This window comes from Streptomyces sp. WAC05292 (assembly GCF_003949955.1).
In the GTDB taxonomy this organism is placed as follows: Bacteria; Actinomycetota; Actinomycetes; order Streptomycetales; family Streptomycetaceae; genus Streptomyces; species Streptomyces globosus.
Genome location: NZ_RPSE01000041.1, coordinates 13,273 through 29,435, shown reverse-complemented (window position 1 = coordinate 29,435; position 16,163 = coordinate 13,273). Strand labels below are relative to the sequence as shown.

Below are 16,163 nucleotides of genomic sequence, written 5' to 3'. Positions count from 1 at the left end.
CGCCGGACCACCGCCCCACCGACATCCCCGCCCGTCAACCGCCGAGGAGGCACCCGATGAACGCCCCGGCCACCGGCCCGGACCCGGACCCGGCGCCGCCGGCGCCGGCGCCGACCGCGCTCGACGTCGTCGTCCACCACTACGAGCCGGTCAAGGCCCCCCTGCTGCGCGAGGCCGTCCTGCCGCTCGCCCGGCGGGCGGCCGCCGAGGGGCTCACCGTGCACGTCGAACGCCACTGGCTGCGCGGCCCCCACGTACGGCTGCGGCTGCGGGGTGCGCCCGCGCAGGTGGCGGCCGCGGCCGAGCGCACGGCCGCGGAGCTGCGCGCCCGTGCGGCCGCGCACCCGTCGCGGGCCGAGGTCGACGAGCGGGAGCTGCTGGAGCAGGCCGCCGCGGCCGGGCGGGCGGAGCTCGTCCCGCCGCCGTACGGGCCGCTCGTCCCCGACAACACGGTGCGTGTGGAGCCCGTCGACCTGGATCCGCTGCGGGCGCTGATCGGCCCCGACGGCGTACGGCTGCGCGAGGACCTGCTGGCCGCCGGCCTGCCCGCGCTGGAGGCCGGCACGGCGTTCCTCGGCGGGCGCGGGGACACCTCGGCGGCCCGGGTGGAGCTGGTGGTCACCGCGCTGGCCGCGCATGCGGCCGCGCATCCCGAGGGACTCGTCGGCGGCCACTACTCGTTCCTGTCCCACCTGGAGGACTTCCTGGTCTACGAGGACGCCGACGGGCGGCTGCGGGCGGCGTTCGAGCGGCGCTGGGAGACGGCGGGCGGACGGATCTCCGCGCTGGTGGGCCGCATCGCGGGCGGCGGCGCCACCGGTGGCGAACGGGCCTGGGCCGACTGGTCCGCCGGCGCCTGGCGGACGGCGGAGGAGCGGCACGCGGCGGGCGCGGACTTCACCGGGGTCGCCGCGGAGTACCGGGCACGGGCGGCCGCGCTGGGCGACCGGGAGACCGCCGCGCGGTGGGACCGGGAGGTCCGCACGCGCTACAGCGACTTCCACCGGCAGCTGCACCGCTCGGACCCGGAGGGCTCGATGTGGAGCCGCGCCGACTACCTCGTGTACCGGGCCTGCACGAACGCCCTGTACCGGCTGCTGGCGGTCTGCGACGTCCGCCCCGTGGAGCGCTATCTGGCCGCGCACCTGGTGGTGCGGAGCGTGCCGGGGCTCACCGGGCACCGCTGGCAGGCGCGTATCGACGAGGTCATCGCCGCCGTGGAGGGCGCCCGGTGACCGCCTCCGGGGAGCCGCCCGCCGTGCGGCTGCGCCCGGGGGTCGCGGCCACCCCGTTGCGGGCCGGCCTGCACCTGCGCGGCCGCGACGGGAGCGTCACGCTGGAGGGCAGCCGTGCCCTGCCGGCGCTGTGGAACCTGCTGGCGGACCGACTGGGCGCGGAGCCCGCCACCCTCGTGGGCGCGGCACACCGGCCGGGCGGGCTGGATCCGGCCGATCCGCGGGTCGCGACGGCACTGGACGGGCTCACCGCGCAGCTCCGGGCGCACGGGCTGGTCGCGGAGTTCCCGGCGGGCGGGCAGGCACCGGCCGCCTGGCTGGCCGCGTCCGCGGACCGCCCGGCCGCGGCGGCCGCGGCGCTGGCCGCCGCCCCGCCCGTCGTCACGGCCGCCGATCCGGACGCCCCGCTCGCCGCGGCACTGCTGCGGGCCCTGCACCGGGCGGGCATCCGGCCCGAGGCGCGGGCCGACGGCAGCCTGCCGCCCGGCCTGGTCGCGGCCGCGGCCGGTGTCCCGCCGGTCGCCGTGGCCGCCGGCCGGACCGCCGGGGGCGGCTTCGTCACGGCGCCGACCTCCCCCGAGCGGGTGCGCGCGGACGCCGAGGCGGTGGCCGCCCGGCTGGGAGACACCGTGGAGGACCCCGCGGCGGAGCGCGCCGCGGACGCGCTGACGGCTCTGCTGGCGGGTGCGGCCGCGCAGCGGCTGCTGTGCGCCGCAGCCGGACTGCCCGACCCCGCCGGGGCGGAGGAGGACCCGTCGCTGCTGCCGGCCCGCCCCGCCGTCCTCGTCGCCGAGGCCGCTCCTCCCCGGGCCTCCTACCGGCCGTGGGTGGCCGGGCCGGCCGCGGCCTCGGAGCCCGCCCTGCCCGCGGCCGCCGACCTGGCCGAGGCACTGCGCCGCGTCGCGGCGCTGACCGACCCGCGGCTGGGGGTCTTCGACGCGCCGCTGCCGGGCCGGCTGCCACAGCTGCCCGCGGCGCTCGCCGCCTGCCCAACCCCGGCCGGGCCGCTCGTGGCAGGAGCTCCCCGCGCGGACCTGGCCCGCCTGACCGCGGCGTGCCGGGCGGCCGAGCTCCGGCTCGGCGGAGCCGCGGTGGTCGGTGCGGGACCGGCGCACGCGCGGGGTCGGGCCCTGCGCCGGGCGGCCCTCGCGGGCGCCGAGCGGGGGGACACCGGTCCCGCGCTGCCGGAGGAGGTCTGGCATCGCCACCCCCAGGCCCGCCACTGGCGGAAGGTCCTCAACGGCTTCGCGGGGCACGCGGAGGCCCGCCTGACGGTGCGCCGGCTGGGCGGCGGGCAGGCGTACGCGGCGGTCGTACGGGTTCCCGGCGCCTCGGCGGTGCTCGGCAGCGCGGTGGAGGCGACCCCGGCGGACGCGGCGGCCATGGCCCTGCTCGGCGCGGTCACCCGGGCCATGGCCGCCGGCCACGGGCCGGCCGGGGCCGCGCACGCCCCGTTCGGCGGCGCCGAGGCCCCGCTCGCGGCGGCGGGCGCCGCGCCGGCGGCCTGGGCGGACGAGGGCTGGACCGACGTCTGGCTGGCCGGGATCGCCCGCCGCGAGCCGGCCCTGACCGCTGCCCTGACCCGCCTGGCCGGCCCGGCCCCCGGCCCGTGGCTGCCGCCGGGCGGCGACCCCGCCGCAGCCCGTACCGCGGCGGTCCTGCACAGCTGCGGCTTCACCGTCCTGGCCGACCCGAAGGAATACCCGTGAACGGCACTCCGATCCCCACCACCCCCGGGACCGCCTGTCCCGGCGCGGCTCCGCGCGCCACACGGGAGGACGCCACGGCAGTCACCGCGGCACCAGCCGGCCCGGCGGCGCAGGCCGCGGGCGGCGCCGGGCCCACCGAAGCCACGGGCCCCGGCGCAGCGCCCCGGGCCACCCGCCCCGACGCCGGCGCCCGCACCGCCACGCGGCACCCTGGGGCGGTGCCCGGGACGGCCTCGCCGGCCGTCCGGGCACGGCACGCCTCCGGCAGCCGCGGGTCCGGCCCGGCGGCGGACGCCGCCGGCGGTCCAGCGGGTCTGCCCGTCCTGGACGTGGAGGCGGCGCTCGGCGCCGTCTCCGGGAGCGCCGTCGTCCGTATGGCCTCCTGGACGCTGGAGTCGGCCGAACGGCTCAGCCGGCACGCGCTGGCCCGTCCGGTGCGCCTGGTCCCCGTACGCGAGGACGGGGCGCTGACCGTGGTCGGGCCCGTGCTGGAGCCCGGGGCTCGGGCCTGTCTGGTGTGCACCGAGTACCAGCGGCTCGCCACCGCGGGGGGACGCGTACCGTGGCGGAGTCCTCGGCTCCGGCTGGGGGGCACCGGGACGCCGGCTCTGGCGGAGGGGGCCCTGCTGCTCGCCGGCGGGCTGCTCGACGAGCCGGCCCCGCCCGCCGGAGAGGGCGGTGTGCCCGCCGCGACCGTGTACGTCGTCCAGGGCAGCCGGGCCACCTGGTCCACGCACCGGGTCCGGCCGGTCGGCGGCTGCCCGGTGTGCCGGCCGCTGCCGGAGGACTCCCCCGCCGCGGCGGAGCCGCCCGCCGTCCCGCGCCCGCTGCCGGACCCCGCGGAGCTGCGCGGCCCCAACGGCCGTACGGGCGCGGAGGCGTTGCGGGCGGAGCTGTACGACGAGCGGTTCGGCCCGGTGCGCCGCCTGTTCCGCACGGAGGACTCCGCGTTCGCCCTGACGACCGCCTGGGTGACCGACGGCCGGCTGCTCGACGACGGCGGGTACGGCCGCGCCGCGGACTTCCGCTCCAGCGAGCGCGTGGCGCTGTTCGAGAGCGTGGAGCGGCTGGCCGGCATGCGCCCGATGGGCCGGCGCACCGTGCTGCGGGCCTCCTTCGCGGAGCTGGGTCCGGACGCGGCGGTGGACCCGGTCCGGCTGGGCCTGCCCGACCCGGTGCACCACGGGCACCCGGCCTCCCGGACGGTGCCGTACCGGCCGGACCTGGAACTGGACTGGGTGTACGGCTGGTCGCTGACGAAGGGCCGGGCCGTCGCCGTCCCGGAGCACGTCGCGTACTGGGACCTGCCCGCCCCGCCGGACGGGGCGCCGCCCGGGGCGCGGGTGGTGTACGAGTCGTCGAACGGCTGCGGGTTGGGCAACAGCCCGCAGGAGGCGGCCCTGTACGGGCTGTTCGAGGTGGCGGAGCGGGACGCCTTCCTGATGGCGTGGTACGCGGGCACCCCCCTGCCGGGGGTCGCCCTGCCCGCCGGCGACCCGCTGGTGGCGGCCCTGGCGGCGCGGGCGGAGCTGCTGGGCTACCGGCTGCGCCTGCTCGACGCCACGAACGACCTCGGTGTTCCCGCCGTGGTGGCCGTGTGCCGCTACGAGGGCGACCATCCGGCGGCGCCCCGTGCGTTCCTCGCCGCAGGCGCGCACCACGATCCGCGCGTCGCGATCCGCTCGGCGGTCGCGGAGGCCGTGACCAACGTCCAGGACGCCGCGCAGCGGCCGGCCGGTCCGGGCGGGGCGCGCGACCCGGAGCGGCTGCGCCCGATGCTGGACCGCCCCGAGCTGGTGGTCGGCCTCGACGACCACGTGGGGCTGAACGCGCTGCCGGAGGCGCAGCCGCGGCTGGAGTTCCTGTTCGCCGACACCGGTGCGGCCCCCTGGCAGGAGCGCTGGCCGGGCGCTCCCGCGCCCGTGGCCGACCTGGCGGTGCTGCTGTCGCAGACGGTGGCCCGGCTGGCCGGTGAGGGGCTTGAGGTCGTCGTGGTGGCGCAGGACGAGCCCGGTGTCCGGGACCGGCTGGGGCTGCACTGCGCGAAGGTGGTCGTGCCGGGCACCCTCCCGATGACGTTCGGACACGTCAACCGGCGCACCCTCGGGCTGCCCCGGCTGCTGGAGGTGCCGTACCGGCTGGGCCGCACCGGGCGCCCCCTGCGCCACGAGGAACTGCCCCTTCACCCGCATCCCTTCCCGTGAGGTTTCGATGACCCATCAGGCGTACCCTTCCGCGGCTCCGGTCCGGCCCGCCGCCCCTTCCGACCCGGCGGGCGGCTGGCAGAGCCTGCACCTGGCGCTGCACACCGGCGTCGCGGACACCGACGCATTCGTCGCCGGAGCCCTCGCCCCGCTGATGGACGCCCGGTACGGGCCGGATTCGGGCGGTTCCTGGTTCTTCATCCGGTACGGCGAAGGGGGGCCGCACCTGCGGATCCGGTTCCGCGGGCCGTCGTCCGGGCCGGTCGACGCGGCGCGGCTCGCGGCCGAGCTGGGCGGCCTGGCCGCCGCCACGGCCCCGGTCGGCGGGCCGTGGCCGGTCCGCCACGGGGAGGTGCGCGCGGTGCCGTACGAGCCGGAGACCGAACGGTACGGGGGCCCCGAAGCGCTCCCGGTCGCCGAGGAGGTGTTCGCGCATGCGACGCGTGCCGCCGTGGCGGCTCTGCGCGCGCTGCCCGCGCGGGCCGACCGGCTGGGGCAGGCGCTGGACTTCGCGCACGCCACCGCCGCGGCCCTCGGCCTGGACGAGCTGGCGGCCGCGGGCTGGCTGCGCCGGCACGCCGCGTCGTGGCGGTGGGTCGACGAGGTGCGGCCGCTGCCGGGTGCCGCCGTCCACGCCCGCGTGAACTCGGTGTTCGCCGCGCAGCGGGAGGGCCTGGCCCGGCGGGCGCGGGCGGTGCGCGCCCAGGCCGCGGAGGGCGGGGCCGCGCCGTGGCTCGCCGAGTGGGCGGGACAGGTCCGCGCGGCCGACGCCGCGCTGCGGGCGGTGGTTCCCGCGGGCGGGCCGGGCTCCCCGGAGCGGGCGGACCGGCGGCTGTGGGTGTGGGCCTCGCAACTCCACATGCTGTTCAACCGGTTGGGTGTGGCTCCGGACGAGGAGCGGGCCGTGTGCCGGCTGGCGGGGCGGGCCCTGCTGGAGCCCGCGGACGGCGGCGGCCGGGCGGACGGGCCGGCAGGCGGCGCATTCTTCGAGAGGGGTGCGCGCGCCGCCGACTACCAGTACCTGGAGCGGAGCAAGTTCCAGGTCGGGCGCGGGCAGGACACGGCGGTCCGGGATGTCCCGCGGCCGCCCGCCCTCCCCGGAGGGCGCCGCGTCGACGGGGAAGTCCAGCTGCCCGCGGCTCCGTTGCCGCAGGTGTCCCTGGGCGGGGCGCTGCGGGGCCGGCGGTCGGCGCGCGGCGCGCTGACGGGGCCGCTCGACGCGGCGGAGCTCGGCGGGGTGCTGTGGCATGCGCACGCCCCGAGCCACGAGTCCCGGCGGGTCCTGGCCGACGGGACGGAGCGGAAGCTGCGGCACCGCCCGTATCCGAGCGCGGGCGCGCTGTACAGCGTCCGGGTGCGGCTGCTGGCGTGGGACGTGGCCGGGCTGCCCTCGGGCACCTACCACTGCGCGCCGGAGCGGCGTTCGCTGGTGCGCCTCGGGCCTGCGCCGGAGGTGGAGGCGGTGAAGGCGCTGTCGTCGTACCTGGCGCGCCCGGAGGGCGACCCGGACGCCGTCGGGATCGACGCGGCGCCGGCCGTCCTGGCCGTCCACCTCGACCTGGGGCTGCTGCGCGGCCGGTACGGGCTGCGGGCGCTGCGGCTGGGCCTGCTGGAGGCCGGGCACCTGGCCCAGGTGCTCCAGCTGACGGCGGGCGCGTTCGGGCTGGCGACGATCCCGCTCGGCGGACTCCAGGACGATCTGGCCCACGAACTGCTGGGCTTGGACGACCTCGACGAGCCCGTCCAGTACCTGCTGCCGCTCGGCCGCCCGGCGGAGTGACCGGCCGGCCGCCGGGCGGCGGCCCGCCCGGCGGTCAGGCCGCGGGGCGCCAGTAGCCGAGGCTGTTGACCCGCTGCTTGGGCAGGCCGAGGTCCTTGCGCAGGTACCCGGTGAGGGTGCGCGTCGTCGCCGTGTCGCAGGCCAGCCAGACGTACGCGGTCTGCGGATCGGGGGCCAGCCCGGGGAGTTCGGCGCGGATCCGCTCGACGAGGGCGGCGCCGCCGCCGGAGCGGGGGACGCGGCGGATGTCGTGCCGCTCGGCGTCGAGCCGGACGGGCAGCTCGGCGTCGTCCTCGTGCTGGGTCTCGAACCAGATGGTGGCCGGGGTCTGCGGGTGCGCGTCCAGCAGGGAGTTGATGGCCGGCAGGGACGCCGGGTCGCCTATCACCAGCAGCCGCTCCGGGGCCGGTGCGGGCGCGGTGAAGCCGGTGCCCTGCACGGTGGCGTCGATGGTGGCGCCGGGCTCGGCGGTGCGCGCCCAGTCGCTGGCGACGCCGTCGTGGAGGGCGAACTCGAGGGAGAAGGTGCCGGCGGCCGGGTCGGGGTCGACGAGGGTGTAGGCGCGCTGGTGGGGCTTGCCGTTGTCGGTGAACCACAGGCGGACCCACATGGTGGGGTGCAGGGAGTCGCCGGCGGCGGCGAGCAGACCGCCGTCGGTGAAGGAGACGCGCCGGTAGTGCGGGGTGACCTGTTCCGCCCCGGTGACCGTGAACGTGAAGTCCTTGCCGCGCAGCAGCTTGAGGACCACGCCCTCCCAGCCCTTGCCGACCGCCATGTCCGCCCCTTTCCCTGACGCCGTATAGTCAGGCGAGCCTAACCTAATGATTTCGGGGAGTGGTACGGACCCCCGCACGCCCCCGGCGCCCCGCGGATCCGACCGCTGCCGCCGCCGGCCCCGCACGGCCGGCCGGCCCCGGCCTCGGCGGCCGGGCGCCCCGCACCGGCCCGCGATCCGGCCGCATGCCACGAAGGAACGGAAGAACCGCCATGAGACCCGAGTCCACCGCCCTCGCCTCCCCGCGCGCCGACGTCCACACCGAGGCCGTCCCCGGCTTCGGCACCGTCCGCTTCACCCCGGTCGACCCCGCGGCGGACTCCGCCGTCCTCCACTCGTGGGTCGTCGAGGAGCGCGCCCGGTTCTGGGGGATGAACGGCGCGAGCCGGGAACTGGTGCAGGAGATCTACGAGGACGTGGACCGCCGCGACACCCACCACGCGTACATGGTGCGGCTCGACGACGAGCCGGTGGCGCTGTTCCAGACGTACCAGCCCGCCGAGGACCGCATCAGCCTGTGCTACGAGGTACGGGAGGGCGACATCGGCGTCCACCTGATGCTGGCCCCTGCGAACGGGCGGCCCCGGCCCGGCTTCAGCCGCACGCTGATCGGCTCGCTGACCCGCTTCACCTTCCGCGACCCGGCCGTCCTGCGCGCCGTCGGCGAGCCCGACGCCCGCAACGAGAAGGCGGTCGCACTGCTGGGCCGCCTCGGGTTCGTCCCGCAGGGGGAGATCACTCTGCCGGAAATCGACCTGCCGGAGATATACCTCCCGGAGAAGCGGGCCGTGCTCGCCTTCCTCGACCGCCCGGCCGTGCTGCCGCCCGCCGACGGGAGCACCCCGACCCCCTAGGAACCCGCATGCCCGCAGCGCACCGGAACGCCACGGGGCTCCGGCCCCTGTACTCCCGCACCGCCGACGGCTTCGGCCTCATCACCCTGCACCGTGTCGACCCGGCGGCCGACGCCGGGCTGATCCACCGCTGGGTGAGCGAGGAGCGGGCCCGGTTCTGGGGGATGGCCGGCGCGGACCTCGAACTGGTCCGCGAGGTGTACGAGGACCTCGACCGCCGGGACACCCACCACGCGTTCCTGGCCCTCCTGGACGGCGTACCGGCCGCGCTGTTCCAGTCGTACGACTGCGCGGCCGACCGGGTGTCGGAGTGCTACCCGGTCCGGCCGGGCGACGTCGGCGTGCACCTGCTCATCGGGCCGCCGTCGGGCCCGCCCCGGCCGGGCCACACGGCGGCCCTGCTGGGTGCGTTCCTGTCGTACCTGTGCGGGCTGCCGGGGACCCGCAGGCTCGTCGCGGACCCGGACCCGGCCAACCGCAAGGCGGTGGCGCGGCTGGAGCGCGCCGGCTTCGTACGCGGCCCGGAGGTCGGCCTCCCCGAGATCGACCTGCCGGAGGTCCGCATCCCCGCCAAGCGCGCCCGCCTCCTCTTCCTGGACGCCCCGCCGCGGCCCTGACCTCAGGGGGCGATGGGCAGCTGCCGCTTGTGCTCGGTGGCCCGGTAGCGGCGGGCAATGATGTCGAAGGCCTGCTCGCCGACCGGCTTGCCCTCCAGGAAGTCGTCGATCTCGTCGTACGTGACGCCCAGCGCGTCCTCGTCCGCCTTGCCCGGGTCGAGGGTCTCCAGGTCGGCGGTCGGCACCTTCCACACGAGCTCGGCCGGGGCGCCGAGCGCGTCGGCCACGGCGCGCACGCGGCGCTTGGTCAGTCCGGTCAGCGGCACCAGGTCGGCGGCGCCGTCGCCGAACTTGGTGAAGAACCCGGAGACGGCCTCGGCCGCGTGGTCGGTTCCGACGACGAGGCCGTCGTGCGCGCCGGCGACCGCGTACTGGGCGATCATGCGCTGGCGGGCCTTGATGTTGCCCTGGACGAAGTCCTGGTGGTGGGCGTCGCGGAAGACGACCCCCGCCGCGACCGCGGCCGCGAGCGCCGCGTCGCTGGCGGGCTTCACGTCGACGGTCAGGACGTGGTCGGGGCGGATGAACGACAGCGCCAGCTGCGCGTCCTTCTCGTCGGCCTGGACGCCGTACGGCAGGCGCATCGCGTAGAAGGACGCCTCGTGCCCGGCGGCGCGGGCCCGCTCCACGGCGAGCTGGCACAGCCGGCCCGCGGTGGTGGAGTCCACGCCCCCGCTGATGCCGAGGACGAGGGAGCGCAGGCCGCTCGCGGTGAGCTTCCCGGCGAGGAAGGCCACACGGCGCTCGATCTCGCGCTCCGCGTCGAAGGAGTCGGTGACCTGGAGGTCCCGGGCGATCTCCTGCTGCAGGGCGGTGGACGCCGGCTCGCTCACGGCTGCTCCTCGGGGTCGTGCGCGTGGGTACGCGGGGGCGGTTCGCTGTTTCCGGACCGACCCTAACCGAAACGGCCGCGCGGCCGTCGCCGAGGCCGACCCGGCGGGAGCCGCCGGCTACGGGGACAGTTCGAGGTAGGCCGGCCGCCCCTGCTCCCGTGCGGCCAGCGCCGCCCGCCACACCGGCAGCACGTGCGGCGGAACCATGTCCGCGGTGATGTCCTCGGGCCGGCAGAAGCGGACCTCGCCGATCTCCGACTCCTGGAGCGTGATCCGCTGCTGCTGCTCACGGGTCAGCTGCGGGCCCTCGAAGACGTGGAAGACGTGTGCGCCCTCCGGCCGCGCCAGCCACGCGGTCACCAGCAGGCCGCCGACCTCCAGGTCCAGGCCGATCTCCTCGCGCAGCTCGCGGCGCAGCGCCGCCCTGGGGAGTTCGCCCTCGTCGAGATGGCCGCCCGGCAGGTTCCACCGCTCCTTGTACACCGGATTGACGACGAGCACCCGGCCGTGCCCGTCCGTGACGACGGCTGCGGCCGATGCGGTGGCCGTGCTGCGGCGCGCGGACGCGGTCATGCGGTGCTCCTGTCACTGCGGGGCGGGGCGGCCGCTTCCGGCCGGCGGGTCGGCGGGTCGGCGGGTCGGCGGGTCGGCGCCCACCGTAACAACGCGGCCGCGGGCGGAACCCGGTGGGCCGGGCCCGGTGCCGCCGACACGACGGGCACCGGGCGGACGGCGGGCGGGAGCGGCGCCCATCGACAGGGCGTCGCCGTCCGGTCACACTGGGGCACGGAGGTGGCACATGACGGAACGCGAACGCCCTCGCGGACGGACCGACGGGATGCGGCCGGCCGTCCGGGAGACGTACGGCCCCGCGGACCTCAGCGCGGTTCCCGTCTTCGCCGGCGGCTTCATCAACTTCGGCTACTGGCAGCCGGGCGACCTGGGCCGCCCCCTGACGGTCGCCGACCGGATCCGCAGCCAGCAGGACCTGTACCGGCACGTGCTGGACACCGTCGGCCCCGTGGAGGGCGGCGAGGTGCTGGAGGTGGGCTGCGGCCTCGGGGTGGGCTGCGCGCTGGCCCTGGAGGAGTACGCCCCGGCACGGATCACCGGCATGGACATCCACCCCCAGCAGCTGGAACGGGCCCGCCGGGCCAACACCCGCACCCTGGCGTCGGCCGGGCCGGGCCGGTTCCGGCTGGTGCGCGGAGCAGCCGAGCGGATGCCCTTCGGGGAGGCCGAGTTCGACCGTGTCTACAGCGTGGAAGCCGCCCAGCACTTCGACGACCTGGAGGCGTTCGCGGCGGAGGCGGCCAGGGTGCTGCGGCCGGGCGGGCGGCTCGCCGTCGCGAGCTTCTTCGCCGCAGACCCGGCCGCCCCGGAGCCGCTGGCGGCACTGCTGACGACCTTCGCCGACGGGCTGGACATCGCCCGGCAGCCCGCGGACCTGACGGACGCCCTCACCCGGGCGGGGTTGGGGGGCGCGCGGGCGGAGTCCATCGGCCCGGCCGTGTGGCCCGGCTGGGACCACTGGCTGTCCGCCCAGTGGGAGCCGGGCACCTGGCCGCGGAACTTCCTGCACGCCTGGGAGCGGGGGCTGCTCGACTACTACGTCGTCACCGCCGAGCGCCCCCGCGCCTGACCGCTACGGCCTGGGCAGCTCGCGCGTCAGCTTCGACTGCCAGGGGCACCAGGTGGAACGCGGCAGGAGCGCCCCGCCCACCTCGTCGAGGTGCTCGTCCACGTAGGCGATGCTCGCGTCGCAGACCTCCATCGCCATGCCGAAGAACTGCACCGAGTTCGGATCGAGATGGTAGGTCCACGGCTTGTTGTACGAGGCGGGCGCCTTGACGACGGTGCCCATGACGCCGCGGTGCTCGGTGTCGACGCCGCTGAGGATGTCCCGGGCCTGGCGGATCTTGGCGGCGTCCGTGAGCTTGATGACGAACGTGTCCGTGCCGTCGGTGAACTCGAAGTAGGTGGCGCGCGCCGTCGCGGACACCGTGTCGCCTTCGGCGGGCTGGGCGGCCTGGGCGGGCTGGCCCAGCGCCAGCGCCAGCATCGAGACTGCCGCGACACTTCCGGCGCGGGTGAGGATTCGTCGCATGACCGTTACCTCCGTAGGTGGTGGGTTGTGTGGGGCCTTTCGGCCTTTGAGCCTTTCGGCCTTCGAAACCGCAACGTAATCAACCCACCAGCCCCAATGGTCACTTGTGCCGTGAAACTGCCCCAAAGGACCGGAAGTGCCGCCACGCCCCTGCCCGGAGGGCCACGCTCCGCGGTTCCGGCGGCCCCGCCGCCCGTATCCTCACTCCCCGACCTGCACTCCCGACCCCTTGGAGCCGCCCATGTCAGCCCGCGCGTACGGATACCCGGTGCTCCCGGGGGCCGCCCTGGACACGCCAGGCGTCGAGGAAGTCCTGCGCCGGCGCGAGCGCGGCCTGCGCTGGGGCGCCTCGGCTGCGGCCGGCGAAGCCGCTCTCCTCGCCGCGGTGACCGCGGCCGCCGGGCCCGGATCCGCAGCGGCCCTGGGCGCTGCCGCCGTCCTCCTGCCCGCCCTCGCCGTGACGCTGGGGCTCATGCTCCTGTGGCGCCGGGCGCGGCGCAGGGAGCGGCTGGCCATGGCCTGCTACGGCTGGCAGGTGTGGCCGTGTGCGGCGCAGGACGTGCGCGTCGTCGCCGCCGAGGGGCGGCGGTCGGGCGGTCGGCGGTGGGGCACGGACGGCCGCGTGGTCCTGCTGCGGCCGGACGGGCAGAGCCACTGCTCCTTCCCGCCGCCCGAGGACGGCTGGGACGGGCCGGCGGTGCCGCAGCCGGCCGGCCCGCCGAAGGAGGTGTGGTTCGCGGGCGACACCCGCTTCGGCGGCATGCTCGCACTGCCGGGCGGGCTGCCGTTCCGGTACGTGACGCGCTCCAAGCCGGGCGGCGCCCGCGGCTCGGCCGAGGAGGACGCCCTCGCCCGGCGCGCCGGCCTCATGCCCCGAGGGTGGCAGCCCCGCCGCTGAGGCCGGTGCCCAGGCGGTAGCGCAGGGGGCCGCCGGGGTAGGTCTGCCGTGGCCTGCGGGTGGTCCGCGGCCGCGGGCCGCAGGCGGCCCGGCACAGGCGAAGGGACGCGGAGTGGGAAACGGAGTGGGAAGCGGAGTGGGAAGCGGAGTGGGAGCAGACGGAGATCCGGCCGGTGCGGCGGATGCCGGGCAGCCGGTGTCGGCCGCAGAGTTGTTCGACGGGCTGGGGATCGCATACGAGGAGGCGTTCGGCAGGCTGCCCGCACAGTCGGACGCCGTCGAATGGCTGGCCGCGCGACTGGCGCCGGGCGCCCGCGTCCTGGACGTCGGCAGCGGCACGGGCCGCCCTGTCGCCGAACGGCTCGCCGACGCCGGGTTCGAGGTGACCGGCATCGACGTGTCACGCGTCATGGTCGAACTGGCCCGCGCCCGGGTCCCCAAGGCCCGCTTCGAGCAGTGCGACGTCCGCGACTTCGCCCCGGAAGGCGGCTTCGACGCCGTCTGCGCCTTCTTCCCGCTGCTGATGATGAGCCGGGCGGAAGCAACGGCCGCATTGCGGCGGATGGCCGACTGGCTGGTGCCGGGCGGCTACCTGGTGTCGGCCACCGTGCCGGCCGACGTGGAGGACGCCGAGATCGAGTGGATGGGGCGGCGCGTGCGGGTGTCGAGCTGCTCGACCGACACCTACCTGCGCCTCCTGCGCGAGGACTGCGGCCTGGAGGTACTGCACCACTCCGTCTCCCTGTTCCTCCCCGACGGCGAACTGGCAACCCCGGAAGAACACCTGTTCTGCTACGCCCGTCGGCCGTCCGAGGGCGAGTGAGGGGAAGCCGGTGGGGTGGAGAGGCGACGGCAGGAGCCGGGATTGGCGGGAGCCGAGGACTCGGGGTCGGATGGTGCTGGGGGTGTCCCGGCAGCCCATTGTCCTTCCGGTGCGGGCCGTCCTGTAAAGGGCGCTCCCTGCGGTCGCGTCGCTGCGCGATGGCCCTTGCGGGCCACCCTTGACAGGACGTCCCGCCCCGGAATGCCAACAAGCTGCCGGGAAGCCCCCAGGGGAATGGCCTGGAGGGACGAGGAGGCGTCAGAGGTCATCAGAGAGCTTTTTCTCCCGCCCCGGCAGGCCGCATCCAGCCCCACCGGCATCAGCAGACCCCTCGGCGGCAGCCGCGTGGCCTCTGGTGTCGCCAAACGATGTCCAGAGCGTCATCCAGCGACAGAAGCGCCCCAGATCGCTACGCGGCCCGGCTCTTTTGGCGGCCGTCGGCCGTCCGGGGCTGGCGTGGCGCGTGAGGTCGCTACAGGGGCGCCGTCGGCTTGGCGACTGACCGCCGGAATGTCAGATGACGGGGGCTGGTGGGGCGGATGTCGTACTCCTGGCGCCGGAGGCCGATATATAAGGAGCGGGAAGTGGGCTGGGGCGCTGCGCGCCCCACGACGGCCCCATGCCGCTGAAAAGGCGGCAGCGCGCAGCGAATCGGACCGCTTTGCGGCCCGGGACGGCCCGCTGGCCGCCGAAGGACCGAGGTAGGCAACGACTTGGGGCGCTGCCCAGACGGCGGCCGGCCACCGAACATGCACGGGCAGGGAGCGAGCTGGGGCGCTGCGCGGCCCAGGACGGGGGTCAGCCGCGTAGCGGGGCGGCGCACGATCCGAGGCGTTGCGCCGCGCCGGACGGGGGCCGGTCGCCGAACAGGGAGCGGCCGGGGGTGGCCTGGGCGCTTCTGTCGGCTTCTCGGCCCCAGACGGCGGCAAGTCGCTGAGCCGAGATTGCCCACGTAGCGGTCTGGGGCGCTTATGTCTCCGGATGACGCTCTGGACATCGTTTGGCGACACCAGAGCCGACACGGCCCCGCCGACGGGTCTGCTGATGCCGGTGGGGCTGGACGCGGCCTGCCGGGGCGGGAGAGAAAGCTCCCTGATGACCCCTCATGCCTCACCCTCCCCCCAGGCCATTCCCCTGGGGGCTTCCCGGCAGCTTGTTGGCATTCCGGGGTGGGTCGTCCTGTCAAGGGTGGCCCGCAAGGGCCATCGCGCAGCGACGCGACGAAGGAGCGCCCTTTACAGGACGGCCCGCACCGGAAGGACAATGGGCTGCCGGGACACCCCCAGCACCATCCGACCCCGACCGGCCGGCTCCCGCCCCACCGCAGCTTCCGCCGCCTCCCCGCCGACCCTGCCCACCCGCGGCGCGGACCAGCCCGACCAGGTCAGTTGTTGGAGCCGACGATGTTGTCGTGTCCGGCGTTGAAGACGTCGTCGCCGGCGATCTGCAGCCAGTCGCCGAAGACGACGGTGTGGGACACGGCCTCCGGGAGGGTCACGGTCACGTCGGCGTTCGCCGCGCCCGTGGCGGTGAGGACGAGGGCGCCGGCGGCCAGGGCGGCGAGGGCGGAGCTGACGGGTCGCATGCGGGTGCACCTTTCGGCGGGGAGCAGGGACAGCCCCCGACGGTAGGGACGCGCGTGTCCGCTGTCGCGGTGTCCGTCCGCGTCGCGGCGAGTCCCATCCGAATGGCGCAGCTCCCGCTACGCGGGAAGGTTCAGCTGCCAGGAGACGCCGAAGCGGTCGCTGACCCAGCCGAACTTGGGGCTGAAGCCGTACGAGCCCAGCGGCATCAGTGCCGCGCCGCCCTCCAGGAGGGCCTCGTACAGGCGGTCCAGTTCGGCCTCGTTGTCGCACTGGACGAAGAGGGAGATCGCCGGGGTGAAACCGAAGTCGTGCTTGGCGGGGCTGTCGATGCACATGAGCTGTTGGCCGGCGAGGGAGAACGTGGCGTGCTGCACGGTGCCCTCCGGACCGGGCTCGCCGGGACCGTAGCGGGTGATGTCGAGCACCTCGGCATCGTCGAAGAGCGAGGTGTAGAAGGTCATCGCCTCCTCCGCCCGGCCCTCGAACATCAGGAACGTGGTGATCTTCTGGGGTGTCGCGGCCATCCTGCCTGCTCCAAGGAGGTGGGGTGCGGCTGTCGGTGCGAGGGTAGGGCACGCGGGGGCCGATGCTCCGTCAACTCCCCCTGGCGTGCGGCCGACTCACACCCCTCCCCTATCATCTGTTCGATTCTCGACTCCCGTGGGCGCGTTCACGCCCGCACGGGAGCAAACACGATGAGAGGCAACGGGGACTTGGGATTCAAGGCCGGATATCGGATATC

Annotated in this window: 15 protein-coding genes; 9 read left to right on the top strand and 6 right to left on the bottom strand. The window is 76.3% G+C overall.

The window, feature by feature from the left end:
* The 4 genes from EF903_RS35820 to EF903_RS07915 form a co-directional block, all read left to right on the top strand.
* Positions 1-1,235: lantibiotic dehydratase C-terminal domain-containing protein (locus tag EF903_RS35820; RefSeq protein WP_312845896.1), on the top strand; the 1,235-nt coding region annotated here is incomplete at its 5' end.
* The gene (locus EF903_RS07925) at positions 1,232-2,944 is read left to right on the top strand and encodes a hypothetical protein (protein WP_125542280.1); all 1,713 of its coding nucleotides are present in this window, start codon (positions 1,232-1,234) and stop codon (positions 2,942-2,944) included. The genes EF903_RS35820 and EF903_RS07925, both read left to right, overlap by 4 nt.
* Positions 2,941-5,148 carry a TOMM precursor leader peptide-binding protein gene (locus EF903_RS07920; protein ID WP_260614943.1) on the top strand — a complete coding sequence of 736 codons (2,208 nt, stop codon included), beginning with the start codon at positions 2,941-2,943 and terminating at the stop codon, positions 5,146-5,148. Before EF903_RS07925 ends, EF903_RS07920 begins: the two co-directional genes overlap by 4 nt.
* A 7-nt stretch (positions 5,149-5,155) precedes the next feature.
* A complete protein-coding gene (locus EF903_RS07915) occupies positions 5,156-6,928 on the top strand; it encodes a thiopeptide-type bacteriocin biosynthesis protein (protein WP_125542277.1) in 1,773 nt (590 codons plus the stop codon).
* Between the two features lie 34 nt (positions 6,929-6,962).
* Here EF903_RS07915 and EF903_RS07910 read toward each other — a convergent pair whose 3' ends face one another.
* Positions 6,963-7,703, bottom strand: a complete 741-nt coding sequence (locus tag EF903_RS07910) for a siderophore-interacting protein (protein ID WP_125542275.1) — start codon at positions 7,701-7,703, stop codon at positions 6,963-6,965.
* Positions 7,704-7,915: 212 nt separating this feature from the next.
* Here EF903_RS07910 and EF903_RS07905 point away from each other — a divergent pair, with 212 nt between their 5' ends.
* Together EF903_RS07905 and EF903_RS07900 are read left to right on the top strand one after the other, a co-directional pair.
* Positions 7,916-8,557, top strand: a complete 642-nt coding sequence (locus tag EF903_RS07905; protein WP_125542273.1) for a GNAT family N-acetyltransferase — start codon at positions 7,916-7,918, stop codon at positions 8,555-8,557.
* 8 nt (positions 8,558-8,565) lie between these two features.
* Positions 8,566-9,174 carry a GNAT family N-acetyltransferase gene (locus tag EF903_RS07900; protein ID WP_125542271.1) on the top strand — a complete coding sequence of 203 codons (609 nt, stop codon included), beginning with the start codon at positions 8,566-8,568 and terminating at the stop codon, positions 9,172-9,174.
* A 2-nt stretch (positions 9,175-9,176) separates the two neighbouring features.
* Here EF903_RS07900 and nadE read toward each other — a convergent pair whose 3' ends face one another.
* Positions 9,177-10,007, bottom strand: a complete 831-nt coding sequence (gene nadE / locus EF903_RS07895; protein WP_125542269.1) for an ammonia-dependent NAD(+) synthetase — start codon at positions 10,005-10,007, stop codon at positions 9,177-9,179.
* 117 nt (positions 10,008-10,124) lie between these two features.
* Entirely contained in the window at positions 10,125-10,580 is a 456-nt protein-coding gene (locus EF903_RS07890; RefSeq protein ID WP_125542267.1) for an NUDIX hydrolase, read from the bottom strand.
* A 226-nt stretch (positions 10,581-10,806) separates the two neighbouring features.
* On the opposite strand from EF903_RS07890, the gene EF903_RS07885 reads away from it, so the two are divergent.
* A complete protein-coding gene (locus EF903_RS07885) occupies positions 10,807-11,649 on the top strand; it encodes a class I SAM-dependent methyltransferase (protein WP_260614942.1) in 843 nt (280 codons plus the stop codon).
* A 3-nt stretch (positions 11,650-11,652) separates the two neighbouring features.
* Here the strand turns inward: EF903_RS07885 and EF903_RS07880 are convergent, their stop codons facing one another.
* Entirely contained in the window at positions 11,653-12,114 is a 462-nt protein-coding gene (locus EF903_RS07880; RefSeq protein WP_125542265.1) for a calmodulin-binding protein, read from the bottom strand.
* Positions 12,115-12,355: 241 nt separating this feature from the next.
* Between EF903_RS07880 and EF903_RS07875 the strand changes: the two genes are divergently transcribed.
* Both EF903_RS07875 and EF903_RS07870 read left to right on the top strand, forming a co-directional pair.
* A complete protein-coding gene (locus EF903_RS07875; RefSeq protein WP_125542263.1) occupies positions 12,356-13,012 on the top strand; it encodes a hypothetical protein in 657 nt (218 codons plus the stop codon).
* Positions 13,013-13,160: 148 nt separating this feature from the next.
* Positions 13,161-13,835 carry a bifunctional 2-polyprenyl-6-hydroxyphenol methylase/3-demethylubiquinol 3-O-methyltransferase UbiG gene (locus tag EF903_RS07870; protein ID WP_125542261.1) on the top strand — a complete coding sequence of 225 codons (675 nt, stop codon included), beginning with the start codon at positions 13,161-13,163 and terminating at the stop codon, positions 13,833-13,835.
* Positions 13,836-15,219: 1,384 nt separating this feature from the next.
* Here the strand turns inward: EF903_RS07870 and EF903_RS07865 are convergent.
* Positions 15,220-15,420 carry a hypothetical protein gene (locus EF903_RS07865; protein WP_125542259.1) on the bottom strand — a complete coding sequence of 67 codons (201 nt, stop codon included), beginning with the start codon at positions 15,418-15,420 and terminating at the stop codon, positions 15,220-15,222.
* A gap of 117 nt (positions 15,421-15,537) precedes the next feature.
* The gene (locus EF903_RS07860) at positions 15,538-15,945 is read right to left on the bottom strand and encodes a VOC family protein (protein ID WP_125542257.1); all 408 of its coding nucleotides are present in this window, start codon (positions 15,943-15,945) and stop codon (positions 15,538-15,540) included.
* Between the last annotated feature and the right edge of the window lie 218 nt (positions 15,946-16,163).